This is a genomic window from Marinomonas posidonica (assembly GCF_043643765.1).
Classification (GTDB): domain Bacteria; phylum Pseudomonadota; class Gammaproteobacteria; order Pseudomonadales; family Marinomonadaceae; genus Marinomonas; species Marinomonas posidonica_A.
In genome coordinates this window covers 16,773-32,654 of record NZ_JBHZSP010000014.1, presented here as the reverse complement: position 1 = coordinate 32,654, position 15,882 = coordinate 16,773, and the positions used below count along the sequence as shown (strand labels likewise).

The 15,882-nt window shown below is 46.9% G+C and carries 14 protein-coding genes; 6 read left to right on the top strand and 8 right to left on the bottom strand.

Annotation, left to right across the window (positions count from 1 at the left end; all coding sequences use genetic code 11):
• Window positions 1-80: 80 nt before the first annotated feature.
• The 6 genes from ACHUFM_RS15480 to ACHUFM_RS15455 form a co-directional block, all read right to left on the bottom strand.
• Window positions 81-1,589 (bottom strand): tripartite tricarboxylate transporter permease, encoded by a 1,509-nt coding sequence (locus ACHUFM_RS15480; RefSeq protein ID WP_394183292.1) that lies wholly within the window; start codon window positions 1,587-1,589, stop codon window positions 81-83.
• A 7-nt stretch (window positions 1,590-1,596) separates the two neighbouring features.
• Entirely contained in the window at window positions 1,597-2,112 is a 516-nt protein-coding gene (locus tag ACHUFM_RS15475) for a tripartite tricarboxylate transporter TctB family protein (protein WP_394183290.1), read from the bottom strand.
• An 87-nt stretch (window positions 2,113-2,199) separates the two neighbouring features.
• Window positions 2,200-3,192: a tripartite tricarboxylate transporter substrate binding protein gene (locus tag ACHUFM_RS15470; RefSeq protein WP_394183288.1), complete on the bottom strand. Its 993-nt coding sequence runs from the start codon at window positions 3,190-3,192 to the stop codon at window positions 2,200-2,202.
• A 325-nt stretch (window positions 3,193-3,517) separates the two neighbouring features.
• Window positions 3,518-4,822, bottom strand: a complete 1,305-nt coding sequence (gene pepQ / locus ACHUFM_RS15465) for a Xaa-Pro dipeptidase (RefSeq protein ID WP_394183286.1) — start codon at window positions 4,820-4,822, stop codon at window positions 3,518-3,520.
• Window positions 4,823-4,910: 88 nt separating this feature from the next.
• On the bottom strand, window positions 4,911-5,123 hold the full coding sequence (locus ACHUFM_RS15460) for a hypothetical protein (RefSeq protein WP_113872734.1): 213 nt from the start codon (window positions 5,121-5,123) through the stop codon (window positions 4,911-4,913).
• A gap of 57 nt (window positions 5,124-5,180) precedes the next feature.
• A complete protein-coding gene (locus ACHUFM_RS15455) occupies window positions 5,181-6,209 on the bottom strand; it encodes an AraC family transcriptional regulator (protein WP_394183285.1) in 1,029 nt (342 codons plus the stop codon).
• Between the two features lie 321 nt (window positions 6,210-6,530).
• Here ACHUFM_RS15455 and ACHUFM_RS15450 point away from each other — a divergent pair, with 321 nt between their 5' ends.
• Window positions 6,531-7,181 (top strand): cytochrome b/b6 domain-containing protein, encoded by a 651-nt coding sequence (locus tag ACHUFM_RS15450; protein WP_394183284.1) that lies wholly within the window; start codon window positions 6,531-6,533, stop codon window positions 7,179-7,181.
• 74 nt (window positions 7,182-7,255) lie between these two features.
• A complete protein-coding gene (gene hutC / locus ACHUFM_RS15445; protein ID WP_394183283.1) occupies window positions 7,256-8,011 on the top strand; it encodes a histidine utilization repressor in 756 nt (251 codons plus the stop codon).
• A 31-nt stretch (window positions 8,012-8,042) separates the two neighbouring features.
• Here hutC and ACHUFM_RS15440 read toward each other — a convergent pair whose 3' ends face one another.
• Window positions 8,043-8,672, bottom strand: coding sequence for a HutD/Ves family protein (locus tag ACHUFM_RS15440; protein WP_394183282.1), 630 nt, complete (start codon window positions 8,670-8,672; stop codon window positions 8,043-8,045).
• The gene (locus ACHUFM_RS15435; protein ID WP_394183280.1) at window positions 8,662-10,050 is read right to left on the bottom strand and encodes a formimidoylglutamate deiminase; all 1,389 of its coding nucleotides are present in this window, start codon (window positions 10,048-10,050) and stop codon (window positions 8,662-8,664) included. Before ACHUFM_RS15435 ends, ACHUFM_RS15440 begins: the two co-directional genes overlap by 11 nt.
• 287 nt (window positions 10,051-10,337) lie before the next feature.
• Between ACHUFM_RS15435 and hutU the strand changes: the two genes are divergently transcribed.
• From hutU to hutG, 4 genes are all read left to right on the top strand, one after another.
• Window positions 10,338-12,026 carry a urocanate hydratase gene (hutU, locus tag ACHUFM_RS15430; RefSeq protein ID WP_394183279.1) on the top strand — a complete coding sequence of 563 codons (1,689 nt, stop codon included), beginning with the start codon at window positions 10,338-10,340 and terminating at the stop codon, window positions 12,024-12,026.
• A 137-nt stretch (window positions 12,027-12,163) separates the two neighbouring features.
• Window positions 12,164-13,699 (top strand): histidine ammonia-lyase, encoded by a 1,536-nt coding sequence (gene hutH, locus ACHUFM_RS15425; RefSeq protein WP_394183278.1) that lies wholly within the window; start codon window positions 12,164-12,166, stop codon window positions 13,697-13,699.
• A gap of 10 nt (window positions 13,700-13,709) precedes the next feature.
• On the top strand, window positions 13,710-14,948 hold the full coding sequence (hutI, locus tag ACHUFM_RS15420) for an imidazolonepropionase (protein ID WP_394183276.1): 1,239 nt from the start codon (window positions 13,710-13,712) through the stop codon (window positions 14,946-14,948).
• On the top strand, window positions 14,945-15,760 hold the full coding sequence (gene hutG / locus ACHUFM_RS15415; RefSeq protein WP_394183275.1) for an N-formylglutamate deformylase: 816 nt from the start codon (window positions 14,945-14,947) through the stop codon (window positions 15,758-15,760). The genes hutI and hutG overlap by 4 nt, the downstream gene beginning before the upstream one ends.
• The last annotated feature ends 122 nt before the right edge of the window (window positions 15,761-15,882 follow it).

The window sequence follows — 15,882 nt, the reverse complement described above, 5'->3', positions numbered from 1 at the left end:
CGATGCAACGTGTCACTCTTTGATGCGTGTTGATTTAATAGGCTTTATATCCTTATTTTCTGTCGATCCAATGAAGACCCTTATGCAGCGTTAGGAAGCAATTTCGGCTTGATCACCTTGCTCCAAAGTGGTGTTTTAGTAAATAAAATCAACACTATGGTCATCAATAATATGACAGATAATGGGCTGGTAAACATATGAGCGAATAGATCAATGACGCTGCCTTGTTCGGTCAAAATAGCTCGTCGCCAGTTCTCATCCGTCAAAGAACTTAAGATTACTCCCAAAATAATGGGGCCAACGGGAAATCCGTAAAGACGCATAAAGTAACCAAAGACGCCAAAGGCAAGCATCCACCAAACGTCTGTAATGGCATTGTTGATAGCGTAAGCGCCAACAATAGACAAGAGGAAGATGAGTGGGATTAAAATGCCTTTTGGGCACTCCACTATCTTTGAGAATAACTTGATGCCAGTTAAACCAAAAATGAGAATAAAAATATTGGCCAAGGTTAAATTGCCCACGGTGAACCAGAACATATGCGGTTGTTCAACCATCAATAATGGACCGGGATTCAAACCATGAATGAACAAGGCACCGATGAATACGGCAGTGACGGCATCTCCCGGTATGCCGAGCGTCAGCATGGGAATATAGGCACCACCAACAGCGGCATTATTGGCTGATTCTGGCGCAATAAGGCCTTCTTTCGCGCCTTCACCAAATGCGACATCGGGTTTCTTGGTTGAGCGTTTTGCGTGGTCGTAAGCCATCAAAGCTGCAATGTCGCCCCCTGTTCCAGGTAAGGCGCCAACAATCACGCCAATAAACGAGGTTCTTACGCTTAGTGGTAGATATTTTTTGACATCTGAGAGTCTAGGAATGATACGAGAGATTTTTTGTTTGATGACGGCTTTGTTCATATGTTGCAGTTGATGTAAGGCTTCAGAAATACCAAACAAACCAATCATCACTGCCACAGGATTGATGCCATCCCAAAGTTCGATTACGCCAAAAGTGAAGCGCTCATCGGCTGTCATCGGATCTAAACCAACGGTGCCAATTAATAAGCCAAAGGCACCGGCAAAAATCCCTTTTGCTAAACTGCTACCGGATAATGATCCCACTAGCATGATGCCTAAAATCCCTAACATCATGTAATCACGAGGTTGGAAGGTAATGGCAAAGTCGGCAATAGAGGGGGCCGCTAATGCCAGAACCAATATCCCGATAAAGCCACCCACGACAGACATCACAGTGGATAAGCCGATGGCTTCGCCTGCCAGACCCTTTTTAGCGAGTGGATAACCGTCTAGGGCGGTTGCAATGGCTGAAGGGGCGCCGGGAATATTCAGTAAAATTGCCGTACGAGAACCGCCATAAACGCCGCCCATATACACGCCAACCATTAAGCAAAGCGCGTTGTTCACATCCCATGAGAAGGTAAAGGAAATTAAAATGGAAACGGCCATGGTGACCGACAGCCCAGGAATCGCACCGACATAAATACCTAAAAAAGTACCAAGAGCCGTCAGCGCCAATAATTCAGGTGAAAGCCAAGACATGGCGAAATAGTTCAAAGCGTCCATAAGTCGATTATCTCCATAAGGCGGTTATTGAGGCGATGATATCGCGTTCAGGCACAATGCCTTCAGGCAGCACAACTTGAAAAATGAGACGAAACACAATGTAAACCATGATGAGGGCGAAAAGGCTGATGGCCAGTGTCGTTAACACTCTGCGACGATAGAGACATTGAATGGTGATAAATAAAAAAACAAAACTAGACAGTATAAAACCAAGGCTTTCTAGTACCACAGCATAGACTAAGATTAACGCCATGATCATTGCTACGATAGGCGGAAAACAGTGAGTGAAGAAATGTGTGTTATGGCTGGCAGGCCGTTTTAACGTATTCACGAAGATAAAGCAGGCAGCCAAAATCATCGTCGCGGCTGTTGCCATGGGAAATGCGCCTGCCGAGCTTAGATCACTGAAACCGGCAATCTGATACGCCTGCCAAAACAAGTACACACTGCCGATGACCAGTAAAAAAGTGAAAAGACGTTCACCCGGTTTACGTGTTTTAGGGGTAGGTTCATGACTGGACATGACGTCTCCAGATAAAACAGAATTGAGAAGAGACATCGCTTATTAAAAAAGGATGCCTCTTGAGTGATAGCGAAGAACAATCGCTTATTACGGTTTTTGGATGCCGAACTTCTCAGGAGAGAATTTGCCAACGCCCGCTTTGTAAACCAACCACGATGAAACTGAGCGGTAAGTGTCTAAAAAGTCGACCGCTTCTTGCCCAGAAATGTTCATCACAGAGTAACCGCGATTAGACATCATAGAGGTAAATTCCTCTCTTTCTCCAGCCGTTGAGAAAGCACTGGTTAATTGATTAACCGCTTCATCAGGCGTACCTTTGCGAACGAAAACACCAAAGAAAGGTCCCCAAGGAAGGTAGCTGTTTAGGCCTGGAAGTGTGTCCGTGATCGGAGCCACGTTAGGTAGCATAGGGTTCGCTTGATTATCGATCAGACCGATGGCTTTCATACGACCCGCTTTGATTTGTTCTTTTGTCGCCCCCAATACTGCAGGCATGACATCGATTGCGTTGCCTTGTAGGGCGGTTAAAGCTGGACCGTCACCCTTGTATGGAATGTTGATGTAATCCAGTTTTACTTGCGAATCAATCATCGCCATGATGATGGAAGGCAAGCCGCCTTTCCCTGTGGAGCCGATTTTCACTTCACCTGGGTGAGCTTTTACGTAATCGATAAACTCTTGCATGGTGTTATAAGGCGCATCGTTTCTTGCCACCATCATGGGGACACCACGGGCAAGAATGGCCACCGGTACCATGTCACTGTAGTCGATATTTGATAGACCAAGCACTTTGTGCATTTGAGGGTTTTCAGCCCCCATTAGCAAGGTGTAGCCATCGGCTTTTTTCTTGTTCACGTATTTCATTGAAATCGCGCCAACACCACCACTTTTGTTGGTTAGGATGAGGTCTGTGCCCAATGCTTCTTCTGCATAAGGTGCGACGGAGCGCATGACGGTATCCGTTGAGCCACCGGCTCCCCACATAATGACACCTTGGATGTCTTTATCTGGGTAGGCTGCGACACTGGCAGTTGATGAGAATGATATAGCGGCTAGTAGTGCTATTGTTGTTTTTTTCATGCTGTCTCCGGTTAGCCTTAGTTAAGCACATCAACTAAGGTCGAAATATTATTATAATGTTATGTATTAGAACGAATAGATAATCGGATAGGTCGATTATTTAGCTTATGAGTAGTGAACGTGAAAAGGCACTATCAAGTGTCATATTTTACTCATTTTAGAGGGGGGTCGTCATAGGCTACATTGGGAAAAATGGCATTTCGACACGAAAAAACCATTTTCCCCTCATAATTTGGAGAACAGGGTGGCCTGAAACCGTATTCAAACGAAAGTCTAGATCACGCCTTTCTGTTCTTGCTCTAGTAACGGGCCGTTTTCCTTTGCATTAGTCAGAGTCGATTGCGTGAAAAGCGTCACGGGTTAAATTGACTGAAGACCCAGATTTGATCTGCAGATTATCCTCAATACGGATACCACCATAGGGTATAAAATGTTGGATGCGTTCTAAATCACAACCATGGTGAGCGACGTCGGCTTGCATCTTCTCGATTAACATAGGAATGAAATACAGACCAGGTTCAATGGTGATGACCATGTCTTCTTCTAGGGTTCGAGTGAGTCGTAGAAAGGGAGCCTGATCATCAGGCAAACTCAGCTGTCCTGATGTATCAACTTGATGGCCCCCCACATCGTGTACCTGCAGACCTAGTAAATGCCCCAAACCGTGAGGAAAGAAGACTTGCGGAATGCGTTTTTCAAGTTGCTCTTCCATGCTTAATGAACAGATTTTATGGTCGTTCAGCAGCTGCGCCACACCGACTAAACAGGACTGGTGTAAGTCTCGAAATGCCACCCCAGTTACGGCTTGCTGGCATAGGCTTTGCTCTAAGGCATCTAGTCCTGTTATCAGAGCAGAGAAATCGTCTTGGTGACGTGTATAGGTGCGGGTAATGTCACTGGCATAGCCATGACAGCTGGCACCGGCATCAATCAGCAGGGTACGAGAGTTCGGTATGGCATGACTGGCTTTGTGTTCATAGTGCAAAACGGCGGCATGCTCGTTTAATCCCACAATACCAGGGTAAGGCTCTTGAGCCGAAGTCTGTTGACTCGCTGATAAAAATGCCAGATGTATATCCAATTCGCTTTGGCCTGCCAAAAATGCCTGCTTGGCCGCAAGGTGACCATGGACGGCGGCTTGGCTGGCTCGTTGTAGCGCTTGGATTTCGAACGGTGTTTTTACTGCTTTGGCAAAATCGACGTAGGCGTTTAAGCCATCACAAGAGGCAATATCCCATTTTTCTAAGTCTGGCTTTGGTCCAAGCCAAGCGGATTGCTTAGGCAGACTTTGCCACCATTTATCGTCACGACGTGCAGGGGTAATATGCCAATGATTCTGCCATTCTCCTTCAGGGATGGGATTAGGGGTATGCCAGAAATCGTCCCGAACTGGCCAGACTAAAGTAGGTTTTTGCCCAGGCTGGATAATCAGGAAGGTGTCTGCACTAATGTCAAATGGCAGCCATTGTTGTGCCCCTGAATAGCCGTGAAAGGGATGACTGTGATCGTCTTGGAAATAATAGGTTTTGTGCCCTGATGCAATGACAATTGCGTCTAACTCAAAGTGCGCCATGGCATTCTCATAGCGCTGCATAAGAGAAGAAAGGTGTTGTGGGTATAGTGTGTTCATAGCTAACTCTTGTCGAATGAATCTAAACGACAAGGTGATTCATCCATTGAGCCTATGTCGTGCTGATCAGGGGGTATTGGTTTTACTGTTATTCTGAGTCTGCTTCGTGTGGTGGTTTTTGACGACGTAATAAACCGAGGAAGCTTCGAAAAACCACATGGGCAATAACCACTGAAACGAGCGCCAGGATGAGTGTGTTTTCAACGGCAAAAAAATAGTTCACAGTATAAAAAATGATGATGGTCAGTAGGATGCGAACCAAACTGTCGATAAGGGCAAGGAATGTAGGCGATTTTGACATAATGATTTTTAACCGAATAAAACAACATGGAGCTCAAACTGTCCCATAAAATGAGCCTCAGGCCAATGTTTTAATTGGCAAGCAAATGCGAGTGACATAGTGCTTAGGTTGTTCAGCATGCGCAGGGCCGACTTCAAAAATTTCGATGCCTTCGCGGCGGCGATGAGGCTTAAGCTTATGCAGTCGCATAAATTGGTAGAGTACATGCCAAGCCACAGACAAATGTTGATAACGTCCAGTGTAGCGTAAGGCCAAATAGTCACCGGGTAACACGATGCGCTCAGGACAGAGTTCACAAGGCGTCATGTTTTGCACAGGAATCCCCAAACGGCCAGTAAAGACATGATTGGCTAAGTCGACTTGTCGGTATAACGCAAAGCTGGGACCGGCGGGTGGATTTTCTGGCCCTAAGGTGGTTATTAAATCATGAAACCCTTGATCCATTTTTTGTGACATGGGTTGGTGATTGACAGTAAATGGTCTTGTGACGGCATCCAAATTGTCGAGTTGAGTGTTCGCTAAGAATTCAAAGGGCAGCACATCGTGGTTGTCGTCCAGCATTTTTGTCTGCAGGGCGGCATTGAGCAACAACATCGCCAATTCCGCGTCTTTATCCGCGCGAATCCCATAATCACCCTGTTGCCAGCGCTGAAAAAAAGGCAATTTGCCAGTTACTTGAAAGCTGATTAAGGTGCCGTGTTTTTGCTTTGTTAGGTCTAAGTTGAAGTGAAAATCACAAGGGTAAAAAGCAGGGGCCTCAACCAGAGTGTGGTAATACTGAGCATTAGGCCGAGAGGCTTCTAAAGACACCGAGCCTTGTTTGATCAAATTCCCTCGCCAGACTAAACAAGATGGCAAGGGGGATAATGGGTTGGCGTATTCAAAATCTATCTTCGCTTGTTTTTCAAACAGCAGCCAAGGCAACCAATCTGTCCAGTTATTAAGGTCTTGTAGGTGTTCGTTAACCGTTTCTAGGTCTAAGTCCACCAACAAATGATGGCGTTTGAAAAAACGCCCCTTAAAGATATTGGCATAGAAGGTCAGTAATAGCCCTAAACACACGAGAACAAACACGAATAAAATCATATTGAACTTCAGCCTACTTTTCGTTTCAAACACGTTTTAGTGACAGCGCGTTGGTTAAAAACTGATGGTTAAAGCATGGTGGTCATCATTGGTTTGATCTCTCGCTTTTGACAATAGGTCATGCGGGGATTTTCCTAAGGTGACTTTTGTAGCATAGTGTTTAAGGAAGGTGTGAACAAGCTCTCTTGCCTCAGCATCTGGATAAAAGCCTGTTATTCGAGGCGAGCACCGAATGTGAATAGTAGACTTATTCGTACCTTCCTTAATCTAATTGTTTTACAAATATAAAGATGGGACTTTCAAAACGGGCAGGGGATGAAAATGAAATCAACATTGGTTTGGGATTGGCCAGTACGACTAAGTCATTGGTTAATGGTGGTGTTATTTACGGGCTTGATCATCACAGGCAAGGCGGAAGAAGATTACCTTCAGTACCACTTCTACTTTGGTTATGGCTTATCAAGCGTCATTATCGCTCGGGTGTTATACGGTTTTTTGGGTTCTCGTTATGCCTTATTTCAACAATTTGTAAGAGGGCCAAAGCGGGCGTGGCAATTCGCTAAATCCTTATTGCAAGGGCAACCAAAGTCGTATCTTGGCCACAATCCATTAGGCGCCTTGATGGTGGTGACATTACTGACGGTGTTATCTGTGCAATGGGGAACCGGGCTCTTTAGCAGTGATGATATCTTCTGGTTTGGGCCTTTTAATGGCTTGGTGTCCGAGGAAGTAGCGAGCTTTTTAGTGTCGATACATCGCTTTTTGCCCAATTGGTTGTTGGGGCTGGTGGCGGTGCACATTTTGGCCGTGCTTTATCATGAGGTGCATTTAAAAGAGCGACTCATTGACGCCATGGTTCGTGGTCGCAAGAAACAAGCAGGATTATCGGCAACCACGCCGAGATGGGGCGTGATTTTTTCCTTGTTAATGGGATTATCATGGTTAGCAGCTCTATGGATGATGCCAATATAATGTTGTTGTAATTGTTTGTTTTGGTTGACTAACGGTATAATTTGCACACATTCATGTGCTAACTGGAACGCCTTGTGTCTGAGCCAACTACAATCAATGTCGCGAATCTGTTTGATGATCTGCCTGATGTATCGCAGCCAATATACGCCAAGTTAAAACAGGCGATTGTGCTAAAGATTACTTCTGGTGAATGGTCAGTGAATCAGCGTGTTCCGTCGGAACTGGAAGTGGTCAAAGCCTTGGGCGTGAGCCGTATGACGGTGAATCGTGCGTTGCGTGAATTAACGGCAGAAGGCTTCTTAGTACGTCACCAAGGTCTGGGGACCTTTGTGGCAGAGAAAAAAGCGCATTCGGCGTTATTTGAAGTACATAATATCGCCGAAGAAATTGCCGCTCGGGGTCATCAGCATCAGTCAGAACTTTTGGTTTTGGAATCCGCTAAAGCCAGTGTGGAAGAAGCGGTTAGCTTGGGCGTCAGAACCAATCATAATATTTTTCGTTCGGTTATTTTGCACTTTGAAAACGATTTACCCATTCAAATCGAAGAGCGCATCGTCAACGCCAGTTTGGCGCCGGACTATGATCAGCAAGATTTTTCCACCCATACCTCTTATGAATACTTGATGAGCGTGGCGCCCATGACGGAAGGCGAACATTTGGTGGAAGCCATTTTGCCTAATCAGGAAGAATGCCAGCGCTTGCAAGTCTCCCCCCAAGAACCTTGTTTGCAGATCAAACGTCGTACTTGGTCTGGAGAAGACATTGTCACGGTGGCACGTTTACTTCACCCAGGATCTCGATTCCAATTGTTTGGTCATTTCGGACGTTAGTGAATCTGGGCGCTCATTAAGATCATGCCTGCTACGACGATTTGATGATGTGGATCTGAATGACTTGACCTTTGAGCAAGTTAAAGCGCTTTTTATTGAGGGCTTTTGAGGCCTTCTCAATATCGACGAGAGAGATAAAACAGTGAGCGGGAATTGCATGCAAGTGATCCGTGTGAGCATCATACAGTTCACACGCCTCAGCACAGTAAATAGCGTGCAGTAACGTATTTGATTGAATGGGATCAAACATTAGCTTCGTGGGCGAATGCAGTGCGATGACTTCGGCCTGAGTATCGGCTTCTCTAGTCATAATATTCACATCTTCAATGGGACCTTCTGTGAGTGAGGCAAAGGTTTGGTCACCGCCTGAAAAGTGCGCCATCTCTAATATTTTAGTTAGCTGAACATGCTGCATACCTTGCTCATTCTGGTGTGTCATGGCGAGTCCATGACCCGAAAGCAGCACCAGTGTTCGGTGTAAACCACGAAAGTCTGAGAATAAACCATTCTCTACCACAGACGCTTGACTGATGCGGTATCGTAAACCTTGCTCATCCGATAGGCTGGCAATGTCTCGGGTCTGCCCTAAACCATTTTTCCAAGGCACGATTGGGAAATCTGCTTGTTGTAGCATCGCGAAGATCGACGTGTCATTCAGCATTGTAAATCACCTTTTTAATGACCTTGATAAAGTCGGCTTTGTGCTGTTCTTCTTGTTCATGATGAAAATTCTTAATGGTGTGTTGTCCCGCCACAAAAACATCCTTGATTAGGTTTTCGTTAGTGGCGAATAGCCAACGGTTGATCAAGTCTTTTGGTTGACTGGCCGCGACAAAGGGCGAGTTTGGATCGAGCACAATAAAGTCTGCGCGGTGTTTGGCTTGCAAGCCCAAAGACACATGACACGCTTGATTGCCGCCCAGCAAAGCTTGTTGGTAGAGGTGGTCACCAACTCGGTTTTCCTGTTGACGATAAAGTCGATTGCGCTGCTGATCTCGTAATCGTTGGCTGTACTCCAACACGCGTAGTTCTTCCACCAATGACAAGCTGACATGACTGTCTGAGCCAATGCCCCAACGTCCATTGGCTTGTTCAAACGCTGTGGCGGGAAAAATACCATCCCCTAGATTCGCTTCTGTGGTTGGGCATAGTCCTGCAACGGCACCCAGCTGAGCGATCGCAGTGAGTTCGTCATGGTTTAGATGAGTGGCGTGGACTAAGCACCAGCGTTCGTTTAAACCGATTTCATCGTGCAGCCATTCAACCGGTCGTTGACCACTCCATGCCAAGCTGTCATTCACTTCTTTTTGTTGCTCGGCAATGTGGATATGAATGGGGTAGTGTGAATCCAATGCAGGCAGAACCTGTTGTATTTGTTCTTTGGTTACCGCTCTTAGTGAATGGAAACAAACTCCCATCTGGTGCAAGGGATGTGATTTTAAGCTGTGTTCACATTGTTGAAAAAGCGCGAGGTAGTCGTCGGTGGAATGGACAAAGCGTGCTTGTCCAGCATTTGGTTCTTGTCCACCAAAGCCTGAGTGAGCATAGAGGACGGGCAATAAGGTGAGCCCGATGCCGGACTCGTCCGCAGCGGCCAGTATCTGTTTCGACATTTCGGCTGGGTCGGAATAAGGCTGTCCATCGAGATCATGATGCAAATAATGAAATTCCCCCACTTGTGTATAACCGGCTTTTAGCATGTCGATATAAAGCTGGCTGGCGATGATTCTTGCGTCCTCAGGTGAGAGCTTTCGTACGATCTTATACATCAGGTCACGCCAACTCCAGAAGCTGTCATCAGGGTTCAAGCAGACTTCCGCCATGCCTGCCATGACTCGCTGAAAGGCGTGGGAGTGCAAATTTGGCATGCTGGGTAAGACTGGGCCAGACAATAAGGTGCTGTCTGCTGTCGCCTGACTGTTTGCCGTGACCGACAGAAAGTGACCCTCTTGGACGGCAAACAGCACATTTTCAGCCCAGCCAGTTTGTAGCAACGCCTGTTTGGCAAAAAAGTGTTGGATCGGTTGAGTGTGGTGCATCGTCTTTAGCCTAGTTAATGTTAACCCTTCAAGTCTAATTCAAAAAATATTGTATATACAAGTTGTAATTTTATCTTCAATACTGGATGGTTTTTATCCTCTTGATATGTCACTGATTTTATTTGGTTTGTCTGGTTCTGGGTTTTTAATGGCTCTGTTTATGTGAAGGTTTTCGCAGATTTGCTCGAAAAATTACTTGCATCTTAAAAACGAACTCACTATCTTTGCTTTAAGTTGTATATACATTTAAAGAATCAAATGACTAAAATGACCAAAAGGTGATTAACATGGCTCATTCTAATACTCCTCATAAACGTTACCGAGCTGGCGTAGTAAAAGCCGCGACTGGGAGCACCATAACGGCAAAGTCCTGGTTTACCGAAGCGCCCATGCGCATGCTCATGAATAACCTTGATCCGGATGTGGCTGAAAACCCAGAAGAGCTTGTCGTGTATGGCGGTATTGGTCGTGCGGCGAGGGATTGGGAATGTTATGACAAAATTGTTGAGTCATTAACGAGTTTGGAAGAAGACGAAACCCTATTGGTGCAATCGGGTAAACCTGTCGGGGTATTTAAGACCCATTCAAATGCGCCGCGAGTGTTGATTGCCAATTCTAACCTAGTGCCTCATTGGGCGAACTGGGAACACTTCAATGAGTTGGATGCCAAAGGTTTGGCAATGTATGGTCAGATGACAGCAGGTTCGTGGATCTACATTGGTAGCCAAGGCATAGTGCAAGGCACTTATGAGACGTTTGTTGAGGCGGGCCGTCAGCATTATGATGGTGACCTAACTGGTCGTTGGGTGTTAACCGCAGGTTTAGGTGGCATGGGTGGCGCACAACCCTTGGCAGCGACCTTGGCGGGTGCTTGCTCATTGAACATCGAATGCCAGCAAAGTCGTATCGATTTTCGTTTGCGTACTCGTTATGTGGATGAGCAAGCAACGGATTTAGACGATGCGATGGCGCGCATTAAAAAATACACAGCGGAAGGCAAGGCCGTGTCTATCGCGCTTTGCGGTAACGCCGCCGAGGTGTTACCGCAAATGGTAAAACGTGGTATTCGTCCAGATATGGTCACTGACCAAACCTCAGCCCATGATCCATTAAATGGCTATTTGCCATTAGGCATGAGCTGGGAAGTGTATCGCGAGAAGGCACAAACCGAGCCACAGGCTGTGGTGAAAGCGGCAAAACAGTCGATGGCGAAACACGTGGAAGCCATGTTGGCGTTCCAGAAAATGGGCATTCCGACCTTTGACTATGGTAATAATATTCGTCAGATGGCGATGGAAGAAGGGGTAGAAAACGCCTTTGATTTCCCAGGTTTTGTACCAGCTTATATTCGTCCGCTGTTTTGTCGTGGCATTGGTCCTTTCCGTTGGGCCGCTTTGTCAGGTGACCCAGAAGACATTTACAAAACCGATGCTAAAGTAAAAGAGCTGATTCCAGATGACGCGCATTTGCATCACTGGTTAGACATGGCCCGTGAACGTATTCAATTCCAAGGTTTACCAGCGCGTATCTGTTGGGTTGGTCTTGGGCAGCGGGCTAAGTTAGGTCTAGCTTTTAATGAAATGGTCAGATCAGGCGAATTGTCAGCGCCGATTGTGATTGGTCGAGATCATCTTGATTCCGGTTCTGTGTCCAGTCCGAACCGGGAAACCGAAGGCATGCAAGATGGCTCGGATGCTGTATCGGATTGGCCTTTATTGAACGCCATGTTGAATACGGCTTCGGGTGCCACTTGGGTGTCTTTACATCATGGTGGAGGTGTCGGCATGGGCTTTTCCCAACACTCGGGCATGGTGATTGTGTGTGACGGCAGCGACGACGCTGCGGCACGTATCGCCCGTGTATTGACCAATGACCCAGCAACGGGCGTGATGCGACATGCGGACGCGGGTTACGATATCGCGATCGATTGTGCCAAAGAACAAAACTTAAATCTGCCAATGATTACTGGCAAGTAATCACACACAAACAGACACCGAGTAAGGGGGAGCCTCTTGCTCGGTAGGTTTTTTATTTGCGGCTAAGGACCTGTGATAACAGGTGTTTCGATATGGAGACGCAGATGAAAAACTAACAATACAGATTGAGGAACACCATGTTTGAATTAAAAATAAAGCCAGGTCAATTGAGCCTTCATGAGCTACGCCAAATTAGCCGCCAGTCAGTTCAACTGAGTTTAGATGAGCAGGCTATCCCCGCCATTCATGCCAGCACACAAGTGGTGAATGATGTCATTGCCGAAGACAGAACGGTCTACGGTATTAATACGGGATTCGGTCTACTGGCGAATACCCGTATCGCGCCAGACGATTTGGAAGAACTGCAACGCAGTATTGTCTTGTCACACGCCGCCGGTATTGGTGAGTTAATGGATGACAGCACGGTGAAGCTGATCATGACTTTGAAAGTGAACAGTTTGGCTCGTGGCTTTTCTGGTATCCGTTTGCAAGTCATCGAAGCCTTGATTACCTTGATCAATAAAGAAGTGTACCCATGTATTCCGAAAAAAGGCTCTGTTGGCGCATCGGGTGATTTGGCACCATTGGCGCACATGAGCACGATCTTATTGGGTGAAGGTCAAGCCCGTTACCGTGGTGAGATCATTTCAGGTCAAGCAGCGTTGGCAGTGGCGGGTTTGTCGCCCATTACCCTAGCGCCAAAAGAAGGTTTGGCACTACTGAATGGTACGCAAGCGTCGACGGCCTTTGCATTAGAAGGCTTGTTTGAAGCAGAAGATTTGTTTGCGTCCGCTGTCACCTGTGGTGCGCTATCGGTAGAAGCCGCGTTGGGCAGTCGTAGTCCATTTGATGCGCGTATTCATGAAGTTCGAGGTCATCAGACTCAAATAGATGCCGCCGCCGCTTATCGCCATTTATTGGGTGACAGTAGTGAATTGGGGGATTCGCATCAGGGCTGTGAGAAAGTACAAGACCCTTATTCATTGCGTTGTCAGCCACAAGTAATGGGAGCGTGTTTAGAACAAATTCGTAACGCCGCCAAAACCCTATGTGTGGAAGCCAATTCAGTGTCGGATAACCCTTTGGTGTTTGCTGCCGAAGGTGACATCATTTCTGGTGGTAACTTCCACGCGGAGCCTGTAGCCATGGCGGCCGATAATCTGGCCTTAGCAATCGCAGAAATCGGCAGTTTGTCTGAGCGTCGTATGGCGTTATTGATCGACAGTAATCTAAGTAAATTGCCGCCTTTCTTAGTAGACAATGGTGGTGTGAACTCAGGCTTCATGATCGCACAAGTGACAGCAGCGGCCTTGGCCAGTGAAAACAAAACCTATGCTCACCCTGCCTCAGTGGACAGTTTGCCCACGTCGGCAAACCAAGAAGACCATGTGTCTATGGCGACGTTCGCCGCTCGCCGTCTGAAAGACATGGCGGAAAACACGCGTGGTATTTTGGCGGTTGAAATCCTGTCTGCCGTACAAGGTCTGGATTTTCGTGCACCGTTGAAATCAACCGAAAAATTAGAACAGGCTCGCGCGACATTACGTGCTCGAGTGCCGTTTTACGACAAAGACCGTTATTTTGCTCCAGACATTGCCAAGGCCAATGAGTTGCTAAAAGAAGCGGCTCACAATGGGGCGATGCCATCGGGTTTATTACCAAGTGTGGCCTAAAGGAGACCCTATGACTCATGTTGTGGGACACACAGATGGCCCTTTAATGCTAGACAGCCTTTGGTATGGTGCTCATGTAGCGACCATGCAAGATGGGCATTATTCAGTGATTGAAAACGCTGCTATTGGTGTTCGGGACGGGCGCATTGTGTGGCTTGATGACATGACCAAACTGCCCCCTTATGAGGCTCAGCAGGAGCAAGACTTTGCGGGTGGTTGGGTCACACCAGGTCTAATTGATTGTCACACGCACTTAGTGTTTGGTGGCAATCGTGCTGGGGAATTTGAGCAGCGTTTGAACGGTGTCAGCTATCAAGACATTGCTAAACAAGGTGGCGGCATTGCTGCCTCTGTAAAGGCTACTCGTGAGGCCAGTGAAGCGAGTCTATTGTCGTCAGCCAAACGTCGTTTGAGCAGTCTCATTCAAGATGGTGTGACCACGGTCGAAATCAAATCCGGATATGGTTTGTCTCTGCAAAGCGAACTCAAAATGCTACGGGTTGCCGGGCAATTAGAGGAACAATTACCGATACAGGTGAAACGGACTTGTCTGGCGGCTCACGCTATGCCATCTGAGTTTGCTGACAAAGACGCTTACATAGACTATTTGTGCGAAGAGGTTTTACCGCAAATAGCTGACCTAGGGTTAGCGGATGCGGTGGACGCTTTTTGTGAAGGCATTGCTTTTAGTACTGAGCAGGTGGCACGTTATTTTGAAAAAGCCAACGCTTTGGGTTTGCCCGTCAAAATTCACGCTGAGCAGCTGACTTCACAAGGCGGTACTCGCATGGCGGCGTCGTTTCAGGCGTTGTCGGCGGATCACATTGAGTTCATTGAAGAGGCAGATGTCCAAGCCATGGCCGAGTCAGGTACTGTGGCGGTTTTGTTGCCGGGGGCGTTTTTCACCTTAAAAGAAACTCAAAAGCCGCCTATTGCTTGGTTACGTCAATATCAGGTGCCGATGGCCATTGCCACTGATGCGAACCCAGGTACGTCACCTGCGTTATCGTTACGTTTGATGATGAACATGGCCTGTACTTTGTTTGCTTTAACGCCAGAAGAAGCCTTGGCCGGTGCCACTATTCATGCGGCAAAAGCCCTTGGTATCGAAGAGACACACGGCTCTTTAGCGGTTGGCAAAGCGGCGGACTTTGTGTGCTGGGATGTGGAAAGCCCAGGTGAGCTGTGCTATTGGTTGGGCGGTCAGTTATTGAAACAGCGCATTCAGCAGGGGAAATTAACATCATGAGTGAATCTGTGACTTCTATTGAGTCTCCGTTCGAGTTTACCCAAGGAGATTCTCCATTATTGGTCAGCATGCCCCATTCGGGTCTCAATGTAACCCCAGAAGTGGCGGCGGGGTTGACGGATTTGGCCGCTAAACTGCCGGATACGGATTGGTTTATTCCAGAGCTATACGGCAATCTGGCTGACTTGGGCGTCGGTTGCATTAAAGCCAACTATTCACGTTATGTTATTGATTTGAATCGCCCTTACGACGACAAGCCGCTTTATGAGACCAAAACCACGGGCTTGTTTCCTGATATTTTGTTTGTTGATCAAGCTGTTTTTGAAGCAGGGAAAACGCCCTCAGAAGCGCACCGCCAAGCGTGCAAAGAGCAAATCTGGCGCCCTTATCACGCTACCATTGCCAAAGAGTTAGTTCGCCTGAAAGACAAGTTTGGTTATGCCATTTTGTTTGATGCTCACAGCATTGCCGCCGAAGTGCCTATGTTGTTTGAAGGACAATTGCCGGACTTTAATTGGGGTACAAATGACGGTGAATCATGCGATATACAATTGCCCAGTCTATTGACGCAATTACTTGGCCCACATTACACGCAAGTGCTCAATGGTCGTTTTAAAGGCGGCTACATCACTCGCCAATTTGGCCAACCAGAAAACGGCATACACGCCATTCAGTTGGAACTGTCTCAAGCCACTTACCTCGACGAAAGCGCCGCCCAGCAAAACGAATATCACTTGGATCAAAGTAAGTTACCCTTTATCCAACAACAACTTAGGGAAGTGATTGAAGGCATTTTGCAGGTAAAACTCTAATTTTACTGTTCCTTACAGAGAATCCCCATGTTGCAAAACGATATGGGGATTTTAGTTAGTAGGGAATAAAATCAGTTTTTTTAACTATATTGTTATGTTATAACATTGATAGGTTGGGTGGA

Bases quoted from the DNA above. Each gene is read 5' to 3' on its own strand.
- hutU (WP_394183279.1), top strand. From the start codon at position 10,338: ATGGCTCATTCTAATACTCCTCATAAACGTTACCGAGCTGGCGTAGTA.
- ACHUFM_RS15440 (WP_394183282.1), bottom strand. From the start codon at position 8,672: ATGCTGAATGACACGTCGATCTTCGCGATGCTACAACAAGCAGATTTC.
- ACHUFM_RS15475 (WP_394183290.1), bottom strand. From the start codon at position 2,112: ATGTCCAGTCATGAACCTACCCCTAAAACACGTAAACCGGGTGAACGT.
- hutI (WP_394183276.1), top strand. From the start codon at position 13,710: ATGACTCATGTTGTGGGACACACAGATGGCCCTTTAATGCTAGACAGC.
- hutH (WP_394183278.1), top strand. From the start codon at position 12,164: ATGTTTGAATTAAAAATAAAGCCAGGTCAATTGAGCCTTCATGAGCTA.
- ACHUFM_RS15450 (WP_394183284.1), top strand. From the start codon at position 6,531: ATGAAATCAACATTGGTTTGGGATTGGCCAGTACGACTAAGTCATTGG.
- pepQ (WP_394183286.1), bottom strand. From the start codon at position 4,822: ATGAACACACTATACCCACAACACCTTTCTTCTCTTATGCAGCGCTAT.
- ACHUFM_RS15480 (WP_394183292.1), bottom strand. From the start codon at position 1,589: ATGGACGCTTTGAACTATTTCGCCATGTCTTGGCTTTCACCTGAATTA.
- ACHUFM_RS15435 (WP_394183280.1), bottom strand. From the start codon at position 10,050: ATGCACCACACTCAACCGATCCAACACTTTTTTGCCAAACAGGCGTTG.
- ACHUFM_RS15455 (WP_394183285.1), bottom strand. From the start codon at position 6,209: ATGATTTTATTCGTGTTTGTTCTCGTGTGTTTAGGGCTATTACTGACC.
- hutG (WP_394183275.1), top strand. From the start codon at position 14,945: ATGAGTGAATCTGTGACTTCTATTGAGTCTCCGTTCGAGTTTACCCAA.
- ACHUFM_RS15460 (WP_113872734.1), bottom strand. From the start codon at position 5,123: ATGTCAAAATCGCCTACATTCCTTGCCCTTATCGACAGTTTGGTTCGC.
- ACHUFM_RS15470 (WP_394183288.1), bottom strand. From the start codon at position 3,192: ATGAAAAAAACAACAATAGCACTACTAGCCGCTATATCATTCTCATCA.